This is a genomic window from Azospirillum sp. TSH100, from assembly GCF_004923295.1.
GTDB lineage: Bacteria > Pseudomonadota > Alphaproteobacteria > Azospirillales > Azospirillaceae > Azospirillum.
In genome coordinates this window covers 604,889-623,185 of sequence record NZ_CP039635.1, presented here as the reverse complement: position 1 = coordinate 623,185, position 18,297 = coordinate 604,889, and the positions used below count along the sequence as shown (strand labels likewise).

The window sequence follows — 18,297 nt, the reverse complement described above, 5'->3', positions numbered from 1 at the left end:
GCCCGCCCGCCGGATGCCGGCCGGACCATGCAACAGCCGCCGGAAAACGTTCCACGCCGTTCCATCCCTCCGCCGCCCCCCAACGGTCCGGCCCCACCTGCGGGCTTGATCGCGCGGCCGAACTGTCCGACCCTGCGGGTCCGTTCGACCACCGAGGATCACGCGATGACCGCCGGCCCTGCCTCCGCCCCGACCTTCACCTGCGTGCTCGATGCCCGTGCCAGGCTGGGCGAGGGGCCGGTCTGGTCGGTGGACGAGCAGGCGCTCTATTGGGTCGACATCAAGGGCAAGGCGCTGAACCGCTTCGATCCCGCCACCGGCGCCAACCGGGTGATGGCTCTGCCGGAGGAGATCGGCTGCGTCGCCCCGCGCAAGGGCGGCGGCTTCATCGCCGGCCTGCGCTCCGGCCTGTGGCAGCTGGACGGGGAGGGGCGGCCGGTCGCCTGCCTCGCCGCCAATCCGGAGGACCAGGGCGCCAGCCGCTTCAACGACGGCAGGACCGATCCCGCCGGCCGCTATCTGGCCGGCACGCTGGACGAGCCGAAGGCCGGCGGCAAGGCGCATCTCTACCGCTATGACCGGCGCGGGCTGGCGGTGCTGGCCGGCGGGCTGCTGACCTCCAACGGGCTGGCCTTCAGCCCGGACGGGCGGACGCTCTATCATGCCGACACCCCGACCTTCACCGTCCGCCGCTACCGCTACGATCCGGCGACCGGCGCGATCTCCGACGGCGAAATCTTCATCCGGCTGGAGCCGAAGGACGGCGACCGCGGCCGGCCGGACGGGGCGGCGGTGGATGCGGAGGGCTGCTACTGGTCGGCGCTCTACGAGGGCGGGCGGGTCGCGCGCTTCTCGCCGGACGGGGTGCTGCTCTCGGAACACCCGCTGCCGGCGCGCTGCCCGACCATGGTGGCCTTCGGCGGCCCCGACCTGCGCACGCTCTTTGTCACCACCGCCAGCGCCGGCCGCCCGGCGGACGAGCTGGAGCGGCTGCCGCAGTCCGGCGGCCTGTTCGCCATGACGGTCGATGTGCCGGGCCTGCCGGTCCCGCCCTTCGATCCGGAAGCCTGAGCGGGGAGGGGGCCGGCGATGTTCCGCAAGTTCGTCTATCTGCTGGCTCTCTCGCGCGAAAAGCATTTCGGCCGCGCGGCGGAAAGCTGCCACGTCTCGCAGCCGACCCTCTCCAACGCCATCCGCCAGCTGGAGGAGGAGCTTCAGGTCCCCATCGTCGAGCGCGGCCAGAAGTTTGAAGGCTTCACGCCGGAGGGGCTGAAGGTGCTGGAATATGCCCGCCGCATCGTCGGCGAGCGCGACAATTTGCGTCACGAGCTGCTGGCGCTGGCCCAGGGCGTCACCGGCCATCTGCGGGTGGGCGCCATCCCCACCGCCCTGCCGGTGGTGCCCCATGTGATGACGCCCTTCACCACGCGCTTCCCGCACATCCGCTCCAGCGTCATCTCGCTCAGCTCACGCGAGATCCAGCGCGGCCTCGACGAGTTCGAGTTGGACGCCGCCATCACCTATCTCGACAACGAGCCGCTGAACAACGTCCGCACCCTGCCGCTCTACACCGAGCGCTACCATCTGCTGGCCCGCCGCGACGAGCTGGCGGAGGAGCTGATCGCGCAAGGGGCGGTGCCGTGGGAGACGGCGGCGAGCTTGCGGCTCTGCCTGCTGACCCCGGACATGCAGAACCGCCGCATCGCCGACACCGCCTTCCGCATGACCGGCCGCAAGGTGGAGCCGGTGATGGAGACCAACTCCATCGTCACCCTCTACACCATCGTCCGCGCCGGCAGCTGCGCCAGCATCGTTCCGGGGCAACTGCTGACCTTCGTGCCGCCGCATCCCGACATCGTCGCCCTGCCGCTGGTCGATCCGGAGCTGAGCCACGTCGTCGGGTTGGCCTATGCCGACCGCGACCCGCCCTCGCCGCTGGCCAAGGCGCTGGCGGTGGCGGCAGCCGACGCCGACATCGCCCAGCGCGTCGCCATCGGCATCGCCGACGCCATGATCCCCTGGCGGCTGGCGCTCCGCTGAACGGTCGCAGCGGCGCTCGATAGCCAAAAGCTATCACGCCATCAGAAAATACAATTTGCTGGTATACCGTATCCTCCGCCACTCTGACGGTGCCGGGCGACGAGAGACGTCCGGAAAAAGCCAACAGAGCCAAGCCAGAACGACGCCGACCTCAAGAGCGGCGCGGACGATCGCAAGGAGGGACACCCGTGAACGCTTGCCATCCGTGGAGCGCTGAGCGCGCCATGACGATTGTCGAAGACAATCGGCATCTGCGCGGCGCCCTGCTGCCGATCCTTCACGCGCTTCAGGAGGAGTTCGGCTATATCGACGAGGAAGCCATCCCCCTGCTGGCGACGGCGCTGAACCTCTCGCGCGCCGACGTGCATGGCGTTGTCTCCTTCTATCACGAATTCCGCCGCGAAAAGCCGGGCCGCCACATCATCAAGGTGTGCCGGGCCGAGGCCTGCCAGTCGATGGGCGCCAACGCGCTGGTCGACCATATCAAGAAGCGCTTGCAGGTCGATTTCCATGGCACCACCGCCGACGGCGCCTTCACGCTGGAACCGGTCTTCTGCCTGGGCAACTGCGCCCTGTCGCCCGCCGTCATGATCGACGAGAACCTGCACGGCCGGGTCTCGCCCGACCGCTTCGACGAGCTGGCGGCGGAGACGCGGACCAACCCGCACGCCCACCAGCAAATTCCCCGCGCCCTCAGCCATAAGGGTCACGCCCAATGAGCGGCCATCTGATCACCGTCTTCGTCCCGCGCGACTCCGCCGCCCTGTCGGTCGGCGCCGATGCCGTGGCCGCCGCCATCCGGGCCGAGGCTGCCAAGCGCGACCTGCCGCTGCGCATCGTCCGCAACGGCTCGCGCGGCATGCTCTATCTGGAGCCGCTGGTCGAGGTCGAAACCCCGGAAGGCCGGGTCGCCTACGGCCCGGTCACCGCCGCCGACGTCCCCGGCCTGTTCGACGCCGGCTTCCTGACCGGCGGGGAGCATGCGCTGGGCCACGGCCTGACCGAGGAAATCCCGTACTTCAAGAAGCAGGAGCGGCTGACCTTCGCCCGCTGCGGCATCATCGACCCGCTGTCGGTCGAGGACTACCGCGCCCATGGCGGCTTCCGCGGGCTGGAGAACGCGCTGGCGATGTCCCAGGCGGAGATCGTCAAGGCGGTAACCGACAGCGGCCTGCGCGGCCGCGGCGGCGCCGGCTTCCCCACCGGCATCAAGTGGAACACGGTGATGCAGGCCAAGGCGGACGAGAAATTCGTCTGCTGCAACGCCGACGAGGGCGACAGCGGCACCTTCGCCGACCGCATGATCATCGAAGGCGACCCCTTCTGCCTGATCGAGGGCATGACCATCGCCGCCATCGCGGTGGGCGCCACCTCCGGCTACGTCTACATGCGCTCGGAATACCCGCACGCCACGGCCACCCTGCGCCATGCCATCAAGCTCGCCTATGACGAGGGCTGGCTCGGCGACAACATCCACGGCACCAACCGCACCTTCCACCTCGACGTCCGCGTCGGCGCCGGCGCCTACATCTGCGGCGAAGAAACCGCCATGCTGGAAAGCCTGGAGGGCAAGCGCGGCATGGTGCGCGCCAAGCCGCCGCTGCCGGCGCTGGAAGGCCTGTTCGGCAAGCCGACCGTGGTCAACAACGTGCTGTCGCTCTGCTCGGTGCCGATCATCCTCGACAAGGGCGGCGACTATTACCGCGACTTCGGTGTCGGCCGGTCGCGCGGCACGCTGCCCTTCCAGCTGGCGGGCAACCTCAAGCAGGGCGGCATCGTCGAGAAGGCCTTCGGCATCACCCTGCACGAGCTGCTCTACGACTTCGGCGGCGGCACCATCACCGGCCGGCCGATCCGCGCGGTGCAGGTCGGCGGTCCGTTGGGCGCCTATCTGCCGCCCTCGCAGTTCGACCTGCCCAAGGATTACGAGGCCTTCGCCGCCCAGGAAGCGATGGTCGGCCATGGTGGCATCGTCGTTTTCGACGACAGCGTCGACATGGCCCAGCAGGCCCGCTTCGCCATGGAATTCTGCGTGGCGGAATCCTGCGGCAAGTGCACCCCCTGCCGCATCGGCTCGACCCGCGGCATGGAGACGCTGGACAAGATCATCGCCGGCAAGAACGTCGATGCGAACCTCGAACTGCTCGCCGACCTCTGCGACGTGATGGTGGACGGCTCGCTCTGCGCCATGGGCGGCATGACGCCCTATCCGGTGCGCAGCGCGGTGAAGCACTTCCCGGAAGACTTCCGCAAGAAGCAGCACGCCGTCCGCGTCACCCACATCGCCGCCGAATAACGAGCGCCCCAGGAGCACCCGAGATGACCCTCATCCACGAGACCGACTACGGCACTCCCGCCCGCGTCTCCGAGACCCTGGTGACGCTGGAGATCGACGGCCGCAGCATCACCGTCCCCGAAGGCACCTCCGTGATGCGCGCCGCGATGGATGCCGGCATCACCGTGCCGAAGCTGTGCGCAACCGACAGCCTGGAGCCCTTCGGCTCCTGCCGCCTCTGCGCGGTGGAGATCGAGGGGCGCCGCGGCACCCCGGCCTCCTGCACCACCCCCGTCGCCCCCGGCATGAAGGTCCACACCCAGACCGACAAGCTGGCCAAGCTGCGCCGTGGCGTGATGGAGCTGTACATCTCCGACCATCCGCTCGACTGCCTGACCTGTGCCGCCAACGGTGACTGCGAGTTGCAGGACATGGCCGGTGCCGTCGGTCTGCGCAACGTGCGGTACGGTTTCGACGGCGAAAACCATCGCGCCGCCGCCAAGGACGAGAGCAACCCGTACTTCACCTTCGATGCGTCGAAATGCATCGTCTGCTCGCGCTGCGTCCGTGCCTGCCAGGAGACCCAGGGCACCTTCGCGCTGACCATCGACGGGCGCGGTTTCGCCTCCTCGGTGTCGCCGGGCGCCAAGGAAAACTTCATGGACAGCGAGTGCGTGTCCTGCGGCGCCTGCGTCCAGGCCTGCCCGACCGCGACCCTGACCGAGAAGTCGATCATCGAGCACGGCCAGCCGGAACACAGCGTCATCACCACCTGCGCCTATTGCGGCGTCGGCTGCTCCTTCAAGGCCGAGATGCGGGGCACCACGGTGGTGCGCATGACCCCGTGGAAGAATGGCGGCGCCAACGAGGGCCATTCCTGCGTCAAGGGCCGCTTCGCCTGGGGCTACGCCACCCACAAGGACCGCATCATGAAGCCCATGGTGCGCGAGAAGATCACCGATCCGTGGCGTGAAGTGTCGTGGGAAGAGGCGGTCGCCTACGCCGCCGAGCGGCTGAAGGCGGTGCAGGCCAAGTACGGCCGCGGCTCCATCGGCGGCATCACCTCGTCGCGCTGCACGAACGAGGAGGTCTATGTCGTCCAGAAGATGATCCGGGCCGCCTTCGGTACCAACAACATCGACACCTGCGCCCGCGTCTGCCATTCGCCGACCGGCTACGGCCTGTCGCAGACCTTCGGCACCTCCGCCGGCACCCAGGATTTCAAGAGCGTCGACAAGTCCGACGTCATCCTGGTCATCGGCGCCAACCCGACCGACGGCCATCCGGTGTTCGGCTCGCGCATGAAGAAGCGGTTGCGCGCCGGGGCCAAGCTGATCGTCGTCGATCCGCGCCGCATCGATCTGGTGCGCAGCCCGCACGTCCAGGCCGAATACCATCTCCAGCTCCAGCCCGGCACCAACGTCGCGGTGGTGAACGCCATCGCCCATGTCATCGTCACCGAAGGGCTGGTGAACCGCGCCTTCGTCGAGGAGCGCTGCGATCCCAAGGAGTTCGCGAAGTGGGAGGCGTTCATCGCCGAGCACCGCAACTCGCCGGAGTACCTGGAATCGCGCACCGGCGTCCCGGCCGATCAGGTCCGCGCCGCCGCCCGTCTCTACGCCACCGGCGGCAATGCCGCGATCTATTACGGGCTGGGCGTGACGGAGCACAGCCAGGGCTCCAGCACGGTGATGGCGATCGCCAACCTCGCGATGGCGACCGGCAACATCGGCCGCGAGGGCGTCGGTGTGAACCCGCTGCGCGGTCAGAACAATGTGCAGGGCTCGTGCGACATGGGCTCCTTCCCGCACGAGCTGCCGGGCTACCGCCATGTCTCGGACGACCTCGTCCGCCAGGAGTTCGAGGCCGCCTGGGGCGTCACGCTGGATCCGGAACCCGGCCTGCGCATCCCGAACATGTTCGACAGCGCGCATGACGGCAGCTTCCGTGGTCTGTTCGTCCAGGGCGAGGACATCGTCCAGTCCGATCCCAACACCACCCATGTCACCTCGGCGCTGGAATCGCTGGACATCGTCATCGTCCAGGATCTGTTCCTGAACGAGACGGCGGCCTTCGCCCACGTCTTCTTCCCCGGCACCTCCTTCCTGGAGAAGGACGGCACCTTCACCAACGCCGAGCGCCGCATCAACCGCGTCCGCAAGGCGATGCCGTCCAAGGTCGGCAAGGACGAGCATTGGGTCGCCTGCGCGCTGGCGACGGCGATGGGCTATCCGATGCACTACGAGACCACGTCCGAGATCATGGACGAGATCGCTCGGCTGACCCCGACCTTCCGCGGCGTCAGCTTCGAGAAGCTCGACCGCGTCGGCAGCGTTCAGTGGCCCTGCACCGGGTTGGAGGACGACGACACCGGCATGGCGATCATGCATGGCGAGAGCTTCGCCCGTGGTCTCGGCCGCTTCGTCATCACCGAATATGTGCCGACCGACGAACGGACCACGCGGATGTACCCGCTGGTGCTGACCACCGGCCGAATCCTCGCCCACTACAATGTCGGCGCCCAGACCCGCCGCACCGCCAACGTCGCTTGGCATCCCGAGGATGTGCTGGAGATCAACGCGGCGGATGCCGAACTCCGGGGCGTCAAGGACGGCGACATGGTGTCGCTCGCCAGCCGCATGGGGGCCACCACGCTGCGCGCCGTCATCTCCGACCGCATGCCGGCCGGCGTCGTCTACACCACCTTCCACCACCCGGTGACCGGCGCCAACGTCATCACCACCGAGAATTCGGACTGGGCGACCAACTGCCCCGAATACAAGGTGACGGCGGTGCAGGTCGCCCGCAGCAACCAACCGTCCGATTGGCAGGTTGACTATGCGAAGAACGACGTCGAGCGCAAGCGCATCGCCGCCGCCAACGTGATCGCCGCCGAATGACGTGAGGAGTGGGAAGCATGACCGCGATGCCCTCTGGTTCCATCAGTCCCGACGACAGCCTCATGTGCTCCATCGCCGTCACCGGCACCGGCTTTTCCGCCGGTGTCGGGGTGGAGGAGGGCACGGATGTCGAATGGCAGGTGCCGGAGGAAACCGCGGTCGCTTTCGAATACAACGGCCGGTCCCACGCCGTGATGATGGCGACCCCCGCCGATCTGGAAGACTTCGCGCTCGGCTTCAGCCTTGCCGAGGAGATCGTCGGGTCCGCCGCCGACATTGAGAACATCGCCGTGCGGGAAACCCCGCTGGGCTTCGTCGTCAACCTGACGGTCGATCCCCTGCGCCTCCTGCGCGGAAGTCTGCGCAGCCGCTCCATGGAGGGGCGGAGCGGCTGTGGCCTGTGCGGCGTGGACAGTCTTGTCCACGCCGTTCGGGAGCCCCGCAAGATCGAGACCTCGCTGGATGTCGAGCCGACCGCGGTGGCTGCCGCCTTCCGCGCCCTGCCGGACCATCAGCCGATGAACCGGACCAACCGCTCGGTCCATGCCGCCGCCTGGTGCGCGCCCGATGGCAGCATCCGGATGGCGCGCGAGGATGTCGGCCGACACAACGCGCTGGACAAGCTGATCGGTGCCGTCGTCGGTTCGGGTGCCGACCCGGCCACCGGCTTCGTGGTGATGACCAGCCGTTGCAGCTTCGAGCTGGTGCAGAAGACCGCTGCGGTGGGCATCCCGCTGCTGGCGACCATTTCCGCCCCGACGGCGCTGGCGCTGGAACTGGCGCGCAACGCCAACCTGACCCTGGGTGCCCTGTCGCGCCGCGACACCGTCATCCTGTTCCGCTGATTTCAACCCAGTCCGGAGAGACCGATGAGCCACACGAACCACGCCAAGGATCTGGTCCGGATGGCGAACCAGATCGCCGTCCATTTCGCCACCTACCCGCATGACGAAGCGGTGAGCGAAACCGCGACCCACATCCGCAAATTCTGGGATCCGCGCATGCGCGCCGGCCTGTTCGCCCACGTCCAGGCCGGCGGCGCGTCCGACCTGCACGAGGTTGCCCAAGGCGCCGTCGGCGTGCTTCAGGCGCGCTGAGGACGCGACGCCCTCAGGCGTAATTGGCGATCTCGACCAGATTGTCGTCGGGATCGCGGATGTAGACGGATCTGATCGGCCCGGTGGCGCCCGTGCGGCCCACCGGGCCTTCTTCTATGGTGATGCCACGGGCCTGGAGTTCGGCGATCACCTGATCCAACGGCGTGTCGGTGATCAAGCAGAAATCGCCGCTGCCGGCGGTGGGGCTGACGGCTTTCGGCTCGAACTCCCGACCGACCTCGTGCAGGTTGATCTTCTGCGCACCGAAGGACAGGGCGCGGCGGCCGCCGGCGAAGGTGACGACCTCCATCCCCAGCACGTCGCGGTAGAAGGCACAGGTCGCCTCGATCGAGGCGACCGTCAGGACGAAATGGTCGATCCGGTCGATCCGCAAATCGGCCTCACATTCCGGTCGACAGCGGCAGCGGCTTGGCCGGCGCCGGGGTGGAGGCGGAGGACAGTGGCGTCGGCGCATGGGCGGTCGGTACCGGCAGCGGGGCGGGCTTGGACAGCGGGCGCGGCGTCGACACCGGGGTCACCGGATTTGCGGACGCCGGATTGGCCGACATGGCTGGAGCGGCCGAGCCCGACTGACCGGACGGCGTCGCCAGCGTGGGCGGATCCTCGTAGATGTCGGGATGCACGCGCACCACGCCGGCGGTGTCGACCGAAGCGTTCCAGTAGACGAAGCGCACGGGGATGGCGTTCGGCAACCGGATCGTCTTGGTCTCTCCGGTGTCGAGCTGCTGGCCGATGCTGGCCGGCGTCATCTTGGCCGCACCCAGCAGCGTCTCCGCCATCAGCCGCGCATCTTCCAGCCGCACGCAACCGGAGCTGGCGGCGCGCAGGTCGCGGCTGAACAGGCGCGGGTCGTTGGTGCCGTGCAGGAAGATGCCGTCGCCGTTGGTCAGGTTGAAGCGGAAGCGGCCCAGAGCGTTGTCGTCGCCCGGCCTCTGGACGATGCGGACGCGGCCGGGATCGACCGACCACCAGTTGACCGACTGGGTGTTGACCACCTCCGATCCGTCCAGATAGACGGCGGCGTTCTTGATGCCGGTGGTGCCCTTCTTGCGCAGGGCCGGCAGCTTGTCCTCGCTCAACACCGTGGGCGGGACGGTCCAGGTCGGGTTGATGGTGACGCTGGTCACCTTGTCCTGCAGCAGCGGCGTCTTGCGCGACGGCCGACCCACCACCGCACGCATGGTGAAGGTGGGGCGGCCATGTTCGATCAGCGTCACGGATTGGCCTGGCAGATTGACCAGGATGGTGGTGTCGGGAATGGAGGCCTGCTGCGCCCGCATCGCCGCGGCGGCCCGGCGCAGAAGCGCCACGGTCTGCGCCGGGGTGCGGTCCATCGCCTGGCGCGTCACCTCGCCCACCTTGCCATCGGGCTGCAACCCCTCGGTCAGCTGGAAGGCGCGGACGGCGGCCTCGACATCGTCGTTGAAGCTGTCGGTCCACTTGTCTGCGGGCAGGAAGCCCAGCTCGATCAGGCGGCGCGAGACCTTGCCGACGCGGTCGGCCAGCGGCGAGCGGACGGAGAACACCACCGGCGGCGCCGGTTCGACCGGAGCAAGGCCGGGCAGGGTGGGGGCCTGCGCCTGGACCTCGGCGGGCGGCGGCTCCACGGCCGGGGCGACGCTCTCGACCATGCCGCCGTCGCCCTTCTTGACGACGGCGCCATAACCGATGCGGGTGGCGGTCGCCTTGGGAGCATTCTGCACCTCCAGCGCGCGCTGCTCCAGCGCCGCGGCCCAGCCGGCGATCAGCGGCGGCTTGGCGGCGTGCACGGCCTCCTTCGCCGTCGCGGCAAAGGCCGGGCCGCTCAGGACGATGCCGACCAGTCCGCCGACCATGCAGAGGGCGGCGGAGCGGCGGGTGATCGGGCGGCGGATGTCATGCATGGCGACGGGACCGGAACGTGAACGGAAAGGATCGAACGCTGCAACCTTCGACAAGCCTTCTGTGAATCGCAAGCGACATTTGGTGACGACAGACCTGCTGTTCACACTGTTGCTCCCCTGCATCGCCGTCTCACCCGTCGAAGGCCGTTGCCGTTACACGCGCTCATCCACTGGTTGGACGTCGTGGCGATGGAATTATTCCGAACCTTCGCTGGAGGTAATGCCGCAAAGCCGGCCATGAAGGCGGTGCGCTGGCCGTATGTGTCATTTGACGTAGATACCGCCTTTCGCATGCGCGGTAGCTTTTCCTTCGACGATATGGCGAAGCCCCGGATCAACCGGGGCGTCAACAGGAAGGGGGCAACTTCATGCGGACCAAGCAACTGACGTCGAGCTTCGGGATCAGCGCGCTGGCCGGTCTGGCCATGGGCGCGATGGCGTCCTTCGCGATGCCTGCCCAGGCGGCGGACGACACCATCAAGGTGGGCATTCTGCACTCCCTGTCCGGGACGATGGCGATCAGCGAGACGACGCTCAAGGACGTCATGCTGATGCTGATCGACGACCAGAACAAGAAGGGCGGCCTGCTGGGCAAGAAGCTGGAGCCGGTGGTGGTCGACCCGGCCTCCAACTGGCCGCTGTTCGCCGAAAAGGCGCGCGAGCTGATCAGCAAGGACAAGGTGTCGGCCGTGTTCGGCTGCTGGACCTCGGTCAGCCGCAAGTCGGTGCTGCCGGTGTTCGAGGAGTTGAACAACATCCTCTTCTACCCGGTCCAGTATGAGGGCGAGGAGTCCTCGCGCAACGTGTTCTACACCGGCGCCGCCCCGAACCAGCAGGCGATCCCGGCCGTCGACTACCTGATGCAGAAGGAGAAGGTCCAGCGCTGGGTGCTGGCCGGCACCGACTACGTCTATCCGCGCACGACCAACAAGATCCTCGAAGCCTACCTGAAGAGCAAGGGCGTCAAGCCCGAAGACATCATGATCAACTACACGCCGTTCGGTCATTCCGACTGGCAGTCGATCGTGGCGGATATCAAGAAGTTCGGGTCGGCCGGCAAGAAGACCGCGGTGGTCTCCACCATCAACGGCGATGCCAACGTTCCCTTCTACAAGGAACTGGGCAACCAGGGCGTCAAGGCGCAGGACATCCCGGTCGTCGCCTTCTCGGTCGGCGAGGAAGAGCTGGCCGGCATCGACACCAAGCCGCTGCTCGGCCATCTGGCCGCCTGGAACTATTTCCAGTCCGTCGAGACCCCGGCGAACGCCGAGTTCATCAAGGAATGGAAGGCCTTCACCAAGAACGACAAGCGCGTCACCAACGACCCGATGGAAGCCCACTATATCGGCTTCAACATGTGGGTTAAGGCGGTCGAGGCGGCCGGCACCACCGATCCGGACAAGGTGATCGACGCCATGGTCGGCGTGGCCGTGCCCAACCTGACCGGCGGCTATTCGGCGATGCTGCCGAACCACCACATCACCAAGCCGGTGCTGATCGGTGAAGTGCAGGAGAACGGCCAGTTCGACGTCGTCTCCAAGACCTCGGGCCTCGTCCCGGGCGACGAGTGGTCGGACTATCTGCCGGACAGCAAGGATCTGATCGCCGATTGGCGCAAGCCGATGTCCTGCGGCAACTTCAACGTGAAGACCGGCAAGTGCGGCGGCAAGGGGTCGTGAGGGCAGCGTTCCCTCTCTGACTTGCCCTCTCTGACCTGAGTGGTTGCGACGCTTGCCCTTTCCCCTTTCCCGCCGGGCGGGGGAGGGGAGAGGGCAAGCGTTTCGCGTTTCCAGCCCTCCCGCACCGCCCCTCCCGCACTGTCCCTGCACCGAAGGACCCCCGATGCGACGCGCTCTCCGCTGGCTGATGGCTGTCTGTGTGGTGGTCGCCACATCGGCTGCCGCCCAAGCCGCCGATCTCCGCCCGCTTGTCCAGGCCCTGGGCAGCGGCGGCTATTCCGGAACCGAAAAGGCCCTGGCGCAACTGTCGGAGGCCGGCGACCCGGCCGCCGTGCCGGTGATCGAGGCGCTCCAGGCCGGCGACCTCTATGTGCGCAAGGCCGACGGCACCGTCGTCATCGCCCGCAAGGCCGGCGACGCCTTCGCCCTGACCGACCCGCTGACCCGCGCGGCGCTCGGCGATGCGCCGGCCGCTGCAATCGAAAAGATCCGCATCAACAATTCGCTCCGCCGTGCCATCAGCGCCTCGCTGGGTGCCCTCACCCTGATGAGCCCCGATGCCAGTGTCCGCCGCTCCGCCGCCGATGCGGTGTTCAAGAGCCGCGACGCCTCTGCGCTGGAGACGCTGAGCGCCGCGATCGCCAAGGAGCAGGACAAGGGCGTGCGCGCCGCCATGGAACAGGCGCGGGCCGCCATCCTGCTGACCGGCGAGGCCGCCTCCAAGATGACCGACGCCGACATCCAGTCGGCGACCGACACGCTGACCGCCCGCGGCGACCGCGACGCCCTGGTGCTGCTGAACATGGTCGCCGGCTCCGGCGCGTCGGATGTCACCAAGAAATTGGCCGCCGCCGCGGTCTCGACCCTGGAGCAGAAGCTGGCCTTCTGGGCCGCGCTGCAAAATCTCTGGTACGGGCTGTCGCTCGGCTCGGTGCTGCTGCTGGCCGCCATCGGGCTGGCCGTCACCTTCGGCGTGATGGGCGTCATCAACATGGCCCATGGCGAGATGGTGATGATCGGCGCCTACACCACCTTCCTGGTGCAGGAGTTCTTCCGCGCCCATGCCCCCGGTCTGTTCGACCTGTCGATCCTGGTGGCGCTGCCCGCCGCCTTTCTCGTGTCCGGCGGCGTCGGCATCGTCATCGAGCGCAGCGTGATCCGTTGGCTTTACGGCCGCCCGCTGGAAACGCTGCTCGCCACCTGGGGCCTGTCGCTGGCGCTCCAGCAGGCGGTGCGCTCGATCTTCGGCCCGACCAACCGCGAGGTCGGCGCGCCGAGCTGGATGTCCGGCGCCTTCGAGCTGGGCGGCCTGACCATCACCTACGGCCGGCTGTGGATCGTCATCTTCGCCTTCACCGTCTTTGCGGCCCTGCTGGTGGCGCTGAAGCGCACCTGGTTCGGCCTGTCGATCCGCGCGGTGACGCAGAACCGGCCGATGGCCAACGCCATGGGCATCCGCACCGCGCGGGTCGACGCGCTGACCTTCGGCCTCGGCTCCGGCATTGCCGGTCTGGCAGGGGTGGCGCTGAGCCAGATCGACAATGTCAGCCCGAACCTCGGCCAGGGCTACATCCTCGACAGCTTCATGGTCGTGGTGTTCGGCGGTGTGGGCAACCTGTGGGGCACGCTGGTCGGCGCGCTGACGCTGGGCACCATGAACAAGTTCCTCGAACCCTATGCCGGGGCGGTGCTGGGCAAAATCCTGGTGCTGATCTTCATCATCCTGTTCATCCAACGGCGTCCGCGCGGCCTGTTCGCGCTGAAGGGCCGCGCGGTGGAGGCCTGATCCGATGCTGCTGCGCTTTTTCCTGATGGGGCTGGACCGCAAGGCCGGGATCGTCCTGACGATCCTCGCCATCCTGGCGGTGGCGGTTCCGGTGATGACGCTGTGGGTGCCGGCGGACTCGCCCTTCCACCTGTCGGTCTTCACCGTCTCTCTCCTGGGCAAATATCTGTGCTTCGCGTTGCTGGCGCTGGCGCTCGATCTGGTGTGGGGTTATTGCGGTATCCTGTCGCTCGGCCACGCCGCCTTCTTCGCGATCGGCGGCTATGCCATGGGCATGTACCTGATGCGGCAGATCGGCCCGCGTGGCGTCTACGGCAACCCGGTCCTGCCCGACTTCATGGTCTTCCTGAACTGGAAGGAGCTGCCTTGGTACTGGCTGGGCTTCGACCAGTTCTGGTTCGCCGCGATCATGGTGCTGGTGGTGCCGGGCGCCTTGGCCTTCGCCTTCGGCTGGTTCGCCTTCCGCAGCCGCGTCACCGGCGTCTATCTGTCGATCATCACCCAGGCACTGACCTTCGCCCTGCTGCTGGCCTTCTTCCGCAATGACATGGGCTTCGGCGGCAACAACGGCCTGACCGACTTCAAGGACATCCTCGGCTACGACATCCAGGCCGACACCACCCGCGTCGCCCTGTTCGTGGCGACGGTGGTGGCCCTGGCGCTCTCCTATATGATCGCCTCCGGCGTCATTGCCTCGAAGCTGGGCAAGGTGCTGGTGGCCCTGCGCGACGCCGAGAGCCGCGTCCGCTTCATGGGTTACGACACCGAAAGCTACAAGCTGTTCGCCTGGACCCTGTCGGCCTGCATGGCTGGCGTGGCGGGCGCCCTCTACGTCCCGCAGGTCGGCATCATCAACCCGTCGGAATTCGCCCCGGCCAGTTCGATCGAGGCGGTGATCTGGGTTGCCGTCGGCGGGCGGGGCACGCTGGCCGGCGCCATCCTCGGCGCGGTGCTGGTCAATATGGGCAAGAGCTATTTCACTGGTGCCCTGCCGGAGCTGTGGCTGTTTGCGCTTGGCGGCCTGTTCGTGGCGGTCACCCTGTTCCTGCCCAAGGGCCTGCTCGGTCTGTGGGGCCAGCTGACCGCGAAGCTGCCCGGCCGCAAAGCCTCGCCCCTCTCCAACGCCCAACCCGCCGACCAGAAGGGAGCTTGACCCATGAGCGCGGAATCGACCCTTCTCTATCTCGACGGCGTGTCGGTCAGCTTCGACGGCTTCAAGGCGCTGAACAGCCTGTCGCTGGTGATGATGCCCGGCGAGATGCGGGCGATCATCGGTCCCAACGGCGCCGGCAAGACGACGATGATGGACGTCATCACCGGCAAGACCCGCCCCGACACCGGCACCATCCTGTTCGAGGGCGGCACCGACCTGACCCGCCTGCGCGAGGCGGCCATCGCCAACCTTGGCATCGGCCGCAAGTTCCAGCGTCCGACCGTCTTCGAGCCGCACACGGTGTGGGACAACCTCGAACTGGCGTTGAAGGCACCGCGCCGGCCGCTGAAGACCCTTACCTACGCCATCAGCCGCGACGACCGCGCCCGCATCGAGGAGATCCTCGACATCACCCGCCTGTCCGCACTGCGCGGCCGGCAGGCCGGCAGCCTGTCGCACGGGCAGAAGCAATGGCTGGAGATCGGCATGCTGCTGGCCCAGGACCCCAAGCTTCTGCTGGTCGACGAACCGGTGGCTGGCATGACCGATGCCGAGACCGAACAGACCGCCGAACTGCTGTGCAGCATCGCCGGCAAGCATTCGGTGATCGTGGTGGAGCATGACATGAGCTTTGTCCGCGCGCTCGGTGTCAAGGTGACTGTGCTGGCGGAAGGCTCGGTCCTTGCCGAAGGCTCGCTGGACGCGGTCAGCGCCAACCAACAGGTCATCGACACCTATCTTGGCCGCTGACGGGAGATCCCATGATGCTCGACGTTCGTTCTCTCGATCTGCATTACGGCGCTGCACAGGCGCTGCGCGGCGTATCCATGAAGGCCGAAATCGGCAAGGTCACCTGTCTGGTCGGCCGCAACGGTGTCGGCAAGTCCAGCCTGCTGCGTGCCATCGTCGGGCTGAAGCCGGTGTCCGGCGGTTCCATCGGCTGGGACGGCGCCGACGTGACGAAGATGGCGCCTGCCGACCGGGCGCGCCGCGGCATCGCCTATGTGCCGCAGGGGCGCGAGATCTTTCCGCTGCTGACGGTGCGGGAAAACCTGCTGACCGGCTACGCTCCGCTACCGCGCGCCCAGCGCTCGATCCCCGACGAGGTGTTCGAGCTGTTCCCGGTGCTGAAATCCATGCTGGACCGCCGTGGCGGCGATCTGTCGGGCGGCCAGCAGCAGCAACTCGCCATCGGCCGCGCGCTGGTGACCCGTCCGCGCCTGTTGGTGCTGGACGAGCCGACCGAAGGCATCCAGCCGTCGATCATCAAGGACATTGGCCGCGCCATCTCCTATCTGCGCGACAAGGGCACCATGGCGATCCTGTTGGTCGAGCAGTATTTCGACTTCGCCCGCGACCTCGCCGACAACTGGGTTGTGATGGAGCGCGGCGAGGTGATGCTTTCCGGCCCGCGCAGCGGCCTGGACGAGCAGGAGGTTCGCAAGTATCTGACGGTGTGACCGGCGCCGTACCTCGCCACTGCATTGGAGGTATGACCTATCCGAGGCGGTACATCACAAGCGACGACTTCGCAGGCAGCGCTCTTTAAAGGTCGTTAAGGATCCAAACCGCATGATGGTTTCAACGCCATCTTGCTCACGGAGCCGCAGGTCATGTCGATCTACAACGCCGCCTCGTTCGAAGCCGTCCCCTCCGCCGAGCCGAAGGTCCGCAAGATGACCGGCCTGCCGCGTCTGGCCGTGTGGACGGTGATGATCGGCACGCCGTGGGTGGTGATCGTGGAAGCGGTGCGCCTGATCTTTTAAAGAACCGGCGCACCTTCTTCACAGCATTATTGGGCCGGCGCCACCCAGGGCTCCAATGCACCGATCTTCTTGGCCCGCTTCTCGTCTGCCGACAGTTTGAAGTTATGCCCGTAGGGCGCGCTCTCGAACGAGCCGTAGCCGGGATTGGCCAGCATCAGCCAGTCACGCCCGAAATGCTCCTTCGCCGCTTCGAACGCCTTCAGGCGGTCCGCCTCGCTGCCGTTATAGGCATCGCTGAAATCGCCGAAATTGTCGCCGAACAGCAGGACGATCCGGTAATCCTTGGCGATGTAGGCGCGGCGTGTCCCCTTCGCCGAGCCCCAGTCCGGCTTTTCCTTCGACATCAGGAAGGTGTCGACGTTGCCGCCCATCGGGAAGCCCAGCGCCTGCGCGTTGCGGCGGGTCGGCTCCTCCTGGTCGGCGTTGCGATTGGTGACGTAGAAGACCTTCACCCCTTTCGATTCGGCATATTGGGTGAACTCCACGGCACCCGGTACCGCCGTCGCCTTTTCCGCCTTCACCCAGGCATCCCAGGTCTTGGGCGAGAATTCGCCGTTGGTGGTGACCAGCCCGGCCTGATAGGCGGAGTTGTCCATCGCCGTCTCGTCCAGGTCCAGCACCACGGCCGGCGGCAGGTCCTGGTAATTGCCGGTCTGCTCGGTCGCCGCAGTCCAGTTCCTGTCGGCCAGCGCCTTGTCCAGCTGGATCCTGCCCAGTGCATAGACCGCCAACGCGTTCGCCTTGTATTCAACCGAGCGCTGCATCCACAGCTCGGCGTTCAGCAGATCGCTTTGCGGCACCGGATCCGCCGCCAAGGCGGGGCCGGCCAGAAGGGAAAGGGCAACCGCACCGGACAGCAGCGACCAGCGCCCGGAACAGGCGGAATTGCGCATCGACTCACCCATCCATCAAGTGTCATGGAACTGTCATCGAAGCACAGATTCGGCTGCTTGGCGACGGTCTCGTGACGCTTGCGTCAAGCCATCCGGGTACGCTCGCGTCACGCCGTCCTGCGGCACCCGGCTAGGCAGTCTGGGGAATGGCGCTCTGCGGCATTGGGGGCAGCGCCGGGATCGCCTCCACCCGTTCCAGCCAGCGGCGGACGGCCGGATAAGGATCGAGCGGGATGCGGCCTTCCGGAGCGCGGGCGACGTAGGCATAGCAGGCAATGTCAGCGATGGTCGGCCGTACCGCCGCCAGCCAGTAGCGCCCGTCCAGATGGCTGTCCATGAAGCGCAGGACGCGCTCCGCGACCCTCTGCGCATCGGTCAGCGAACCGGCCCCGCCCCACAGCGTCAGGATGCGCGCCAGTGCCGGTCCGAAGCGCAGGTCGCCGGCGGCGATCGACAGCCAGCGCTGCACCTGGGCTGCCTCTTCCGGCACCTTCGGATTCCACAGGCCGGAACCGTCGTAGCGGTCGGCGAGATAGACCAGAATGGCGACGGAGTCCGGCAGGACCAGATCGCCGTCGACCAGCACCGGAATCTGCCCGAAGGGATTCAGGGCAAGGAAGCTCTCCGACCGCCGCACCTCCGCATTCGCTTCGACATAGCGGTATGGCAGGCCGAGGATGTTCAGGAAGGCCTCCACCCGGTGGGCATGCCCCGACAGCGGCGTGCCGTAGAGCGTGATGGCGGGATCGGCGCTGATGCTCATGGAAGGGCTCCTCTTTTCAGTCGATCGCGGTTGCCAGACAG

The 18,297-nt window shown here is 67.3% G+C and carries 17 protein-coding genes; 13 read left to right on the top strand and 4 right to left on the bottom strand.

Going from position 1 to position 18,297, the window contains the following annotated elements:
• The first annotated feature begins 165 nt into the window (after nt 1–165).
• From E6C72_RS15355 to E6C72_RS15325, 7 genes are all read left to right on the top strand, one after another.
• Nucleotides 166–1,071, top strand: a complete 906-nt coding sequence (locus E6C72_RS15355; RefSeq protein WP_109083849.1) for an SMP-30/gluconolactonase/LRE family protein — start codon at nt 166–168, stop codon at nt 1,069–1,071.
• A gap of 18 nt (nt 1,072–1,089) precedes the next feature.
• Nucleotides 1,090–2,040 (top strand): LysR family transcriptional regulator, encoded by a 951-nt coding sequence (locus tag E6C72_RS15350; RefSeq protein ID WP_109083850.1) that lies wholly within the window; start codon nt 1,090–1,092, stop codon nt 2,038–2,040.
• Nucleotides 2,041–2,264: 224 nt separating this feature from the next.
• Entirely contained in the window at nt 2,265–2,759 is a 495-nt protein-coding gene (locus E6C72_RS15345; RefSeq protein ID WP_247875444.1) for a formate dehydrogenase subunit gamma, read from the top strand.
• A complete protein-coding gene (locus tag E6C72_RS15340) occupies nt 2,756–4,336 on the top strand; it encodes an NADH-quinone oxidoreductase subunit NuoF (protein ID WP_109083852.1) in 1,581 nt (526 codons plus the stop codon). The genes E6C72_RS15345 and E6C72_RS15340 overlap by 4 nt, the downstream gene beginning before the upstream one ends.
• Before the next feature lie 23 nt (nt 4,337–4,359).
• Nucleotides 4,360–7,215 (top strand): formate dehydrogenase subunit alpha, encoded by a 2,856-nt coding sequence (fdhF, locus tag E6C72_RS15335; RefSeq protein ID WP_109083853.1) that lies wholly within the window; start codon nt 4,360–4,362, stop codon nt 7,213–7,215.
• A 17-nt stretch (nt 7,216–7,232) separates the two neighbouring features.
• Nucleotides 7,233–8,060, top strand: a complete 828-nt coding sequence (gene fdhD / locus E6C72_RS15330) for a formate dehydrogenase accessory sulfurtransferase FdhD (protein WP_109083854.1) — start codon at nt 7,233–7,235, stop codon at nt 8,058–8,060.
• A gap of 24 nt (nt 8,061–8,084) precedes the next feature.
• Entirely contained in the window at nt 8,085–8,312 is a 228-nt protein-coding gene (locus E6C72_RS15325; protein ID WP_109083855.1) for a formate dehydrogenase subunit delta, read from the top strand.
• 13 nt (nt 8,313–8,325) lie between these two features.
• Here the strand turns inward: E6C72_RS15325 and E6C72_RS15320 are convergent, their stop codons facing one another.
• Entirely contained in the window at nt 8,326–8,706 is a 381-nt protein-coding gene (locus E6C72_RS15320; RefSeq protein ID WP_199228648.1) for a VOC family protein, read from the bottom strand.
• Nucleotides 8,707–8,713: 7 nt separating this feature from the next.
• Nucleotides 8,714–10,216: a L,D-transpeptidase family protein gene (locus E6C72_RS15315; protein ID WP_109083857.1), complete on the bottom strand. Its 1,503-nt coding sequence runs from the start codon at nt 10,214–10,216 to the stop codon at nt 8,714–8,716.
• Between the two features lie 368 nt (nt 10,217–10,584).
• On the opposite strand from E6C72_RS15315, the gene urtA reads away from it, so the two are divergent.
• From urtA to E6C72_RS31785, 6 genes are all read left to right on the top strand, one after another.
• Nucleotides 10,585–11,895 (top strand): urea ABC transporter substrate-binding protein, encoded by a 1,311-nt coding sequence (urtA, locus tag E6C72_RS15310; RefSeq protein ID WP_109083858.1) that lies wholly within the window; start codon nt 10,585–10,587, stop codon nt 11,893–11,895.
• A gap of 163 nt (nt 11,896–12,058) precedes the next feature.
• The gene (gene urtB / locus E6C72_RS15305; protein ID WP_109083859.1) at nt 12,059–13,681 is read left to right on the top strand and encodes an urea ABC transporter permease subunit UrtB; all 1,623 of its coding nucleotides are present in this window, start codon (nt 12,059–12,061) and stop codon (nt 13,679–13,681) included.
• A gap of 4 nt (nt 13,682–13,685) precedes the next feature.
• Nucleotides 13,686–14,834: an urea ABC transporter permease subunit UrtC gene (urtC, locus tag E6C72_RS15300; protein ID WP_109083860.1), complete on the top strand. Its 1,149-nt coding sequence runs from the start codon at nt 13,686–13,688 to the stop codon at nt 14,832–14,834.
• A 3-nt stretch (nt 14,835–14,837) separates the two neighbouring features.
• Complete coding sequence (gene urtD, locus E6C72_RS15295; protein WP_109083861.1) at nt 14,838–15,584, top strand: urea ABC transporter ATP-binding protein UrtD; 747 nt, start codon at nt 14,838–14,840, stop codon at nt 15,582–15,584.
• Nucleotides 15,585–15,598: 14 nt separating this feature from the next.
• On the top strand, nt 15,599–16,294 hold the full coding sequence (gene urtE, locus E6C72_RS15290) for an urea ABC transporter ATP-binding subunit UrtE (RefSeq protein ID WP_109083995.1): 696 nt from the start codon (nt 15,599–15,601) through the stop codon (nt 16,292–16,294).
• Nucleotides 16,295–16,447: 153 nt separating this feature from the next.
• Nucleotides 16,448–16,600, top strand: coding sequence for a hypothetical protein (locus E6C72_RS31785; RefSeq protein ID WP_169055208.1), 153 nt, complete (start codon nt 16,448–16,450; stop codon nt 16,598–16,600).
• Between the two features lie 26 nt (nt 16,601–16,626).
• On the opposite strand, the gene E6C72_RS15285 is transcribed toward E6C72_RS31785, so the two are convergent.
• A complete protein-coding gene (locus E6C72_RS15285) occupies nt 16,627–17,505 on the bottom strand; it encodes a 5'-nucleotidase, lipoprotein e(P4) family (RefSeq protein ID WP_247882117.1) in 879 nt (292 codons plus the stop codon).
• A gap of 118 nt (nt 17,506–17,623) precedes the next feature.
• On the bottom strand, nt 17,624–18,256 hold the full coding sequence (locus tag E6C72_RS15280; RefSeq protein WP_109083863.1) for a glutathione S-transferase family protein: 633 nt from the start codon (nt 18,254–18,256) through the stop codon (nt 17,624–17,626).
• Between the last annotated feature and the right edge of the window lie 41 nt (nt 18,257–18,297).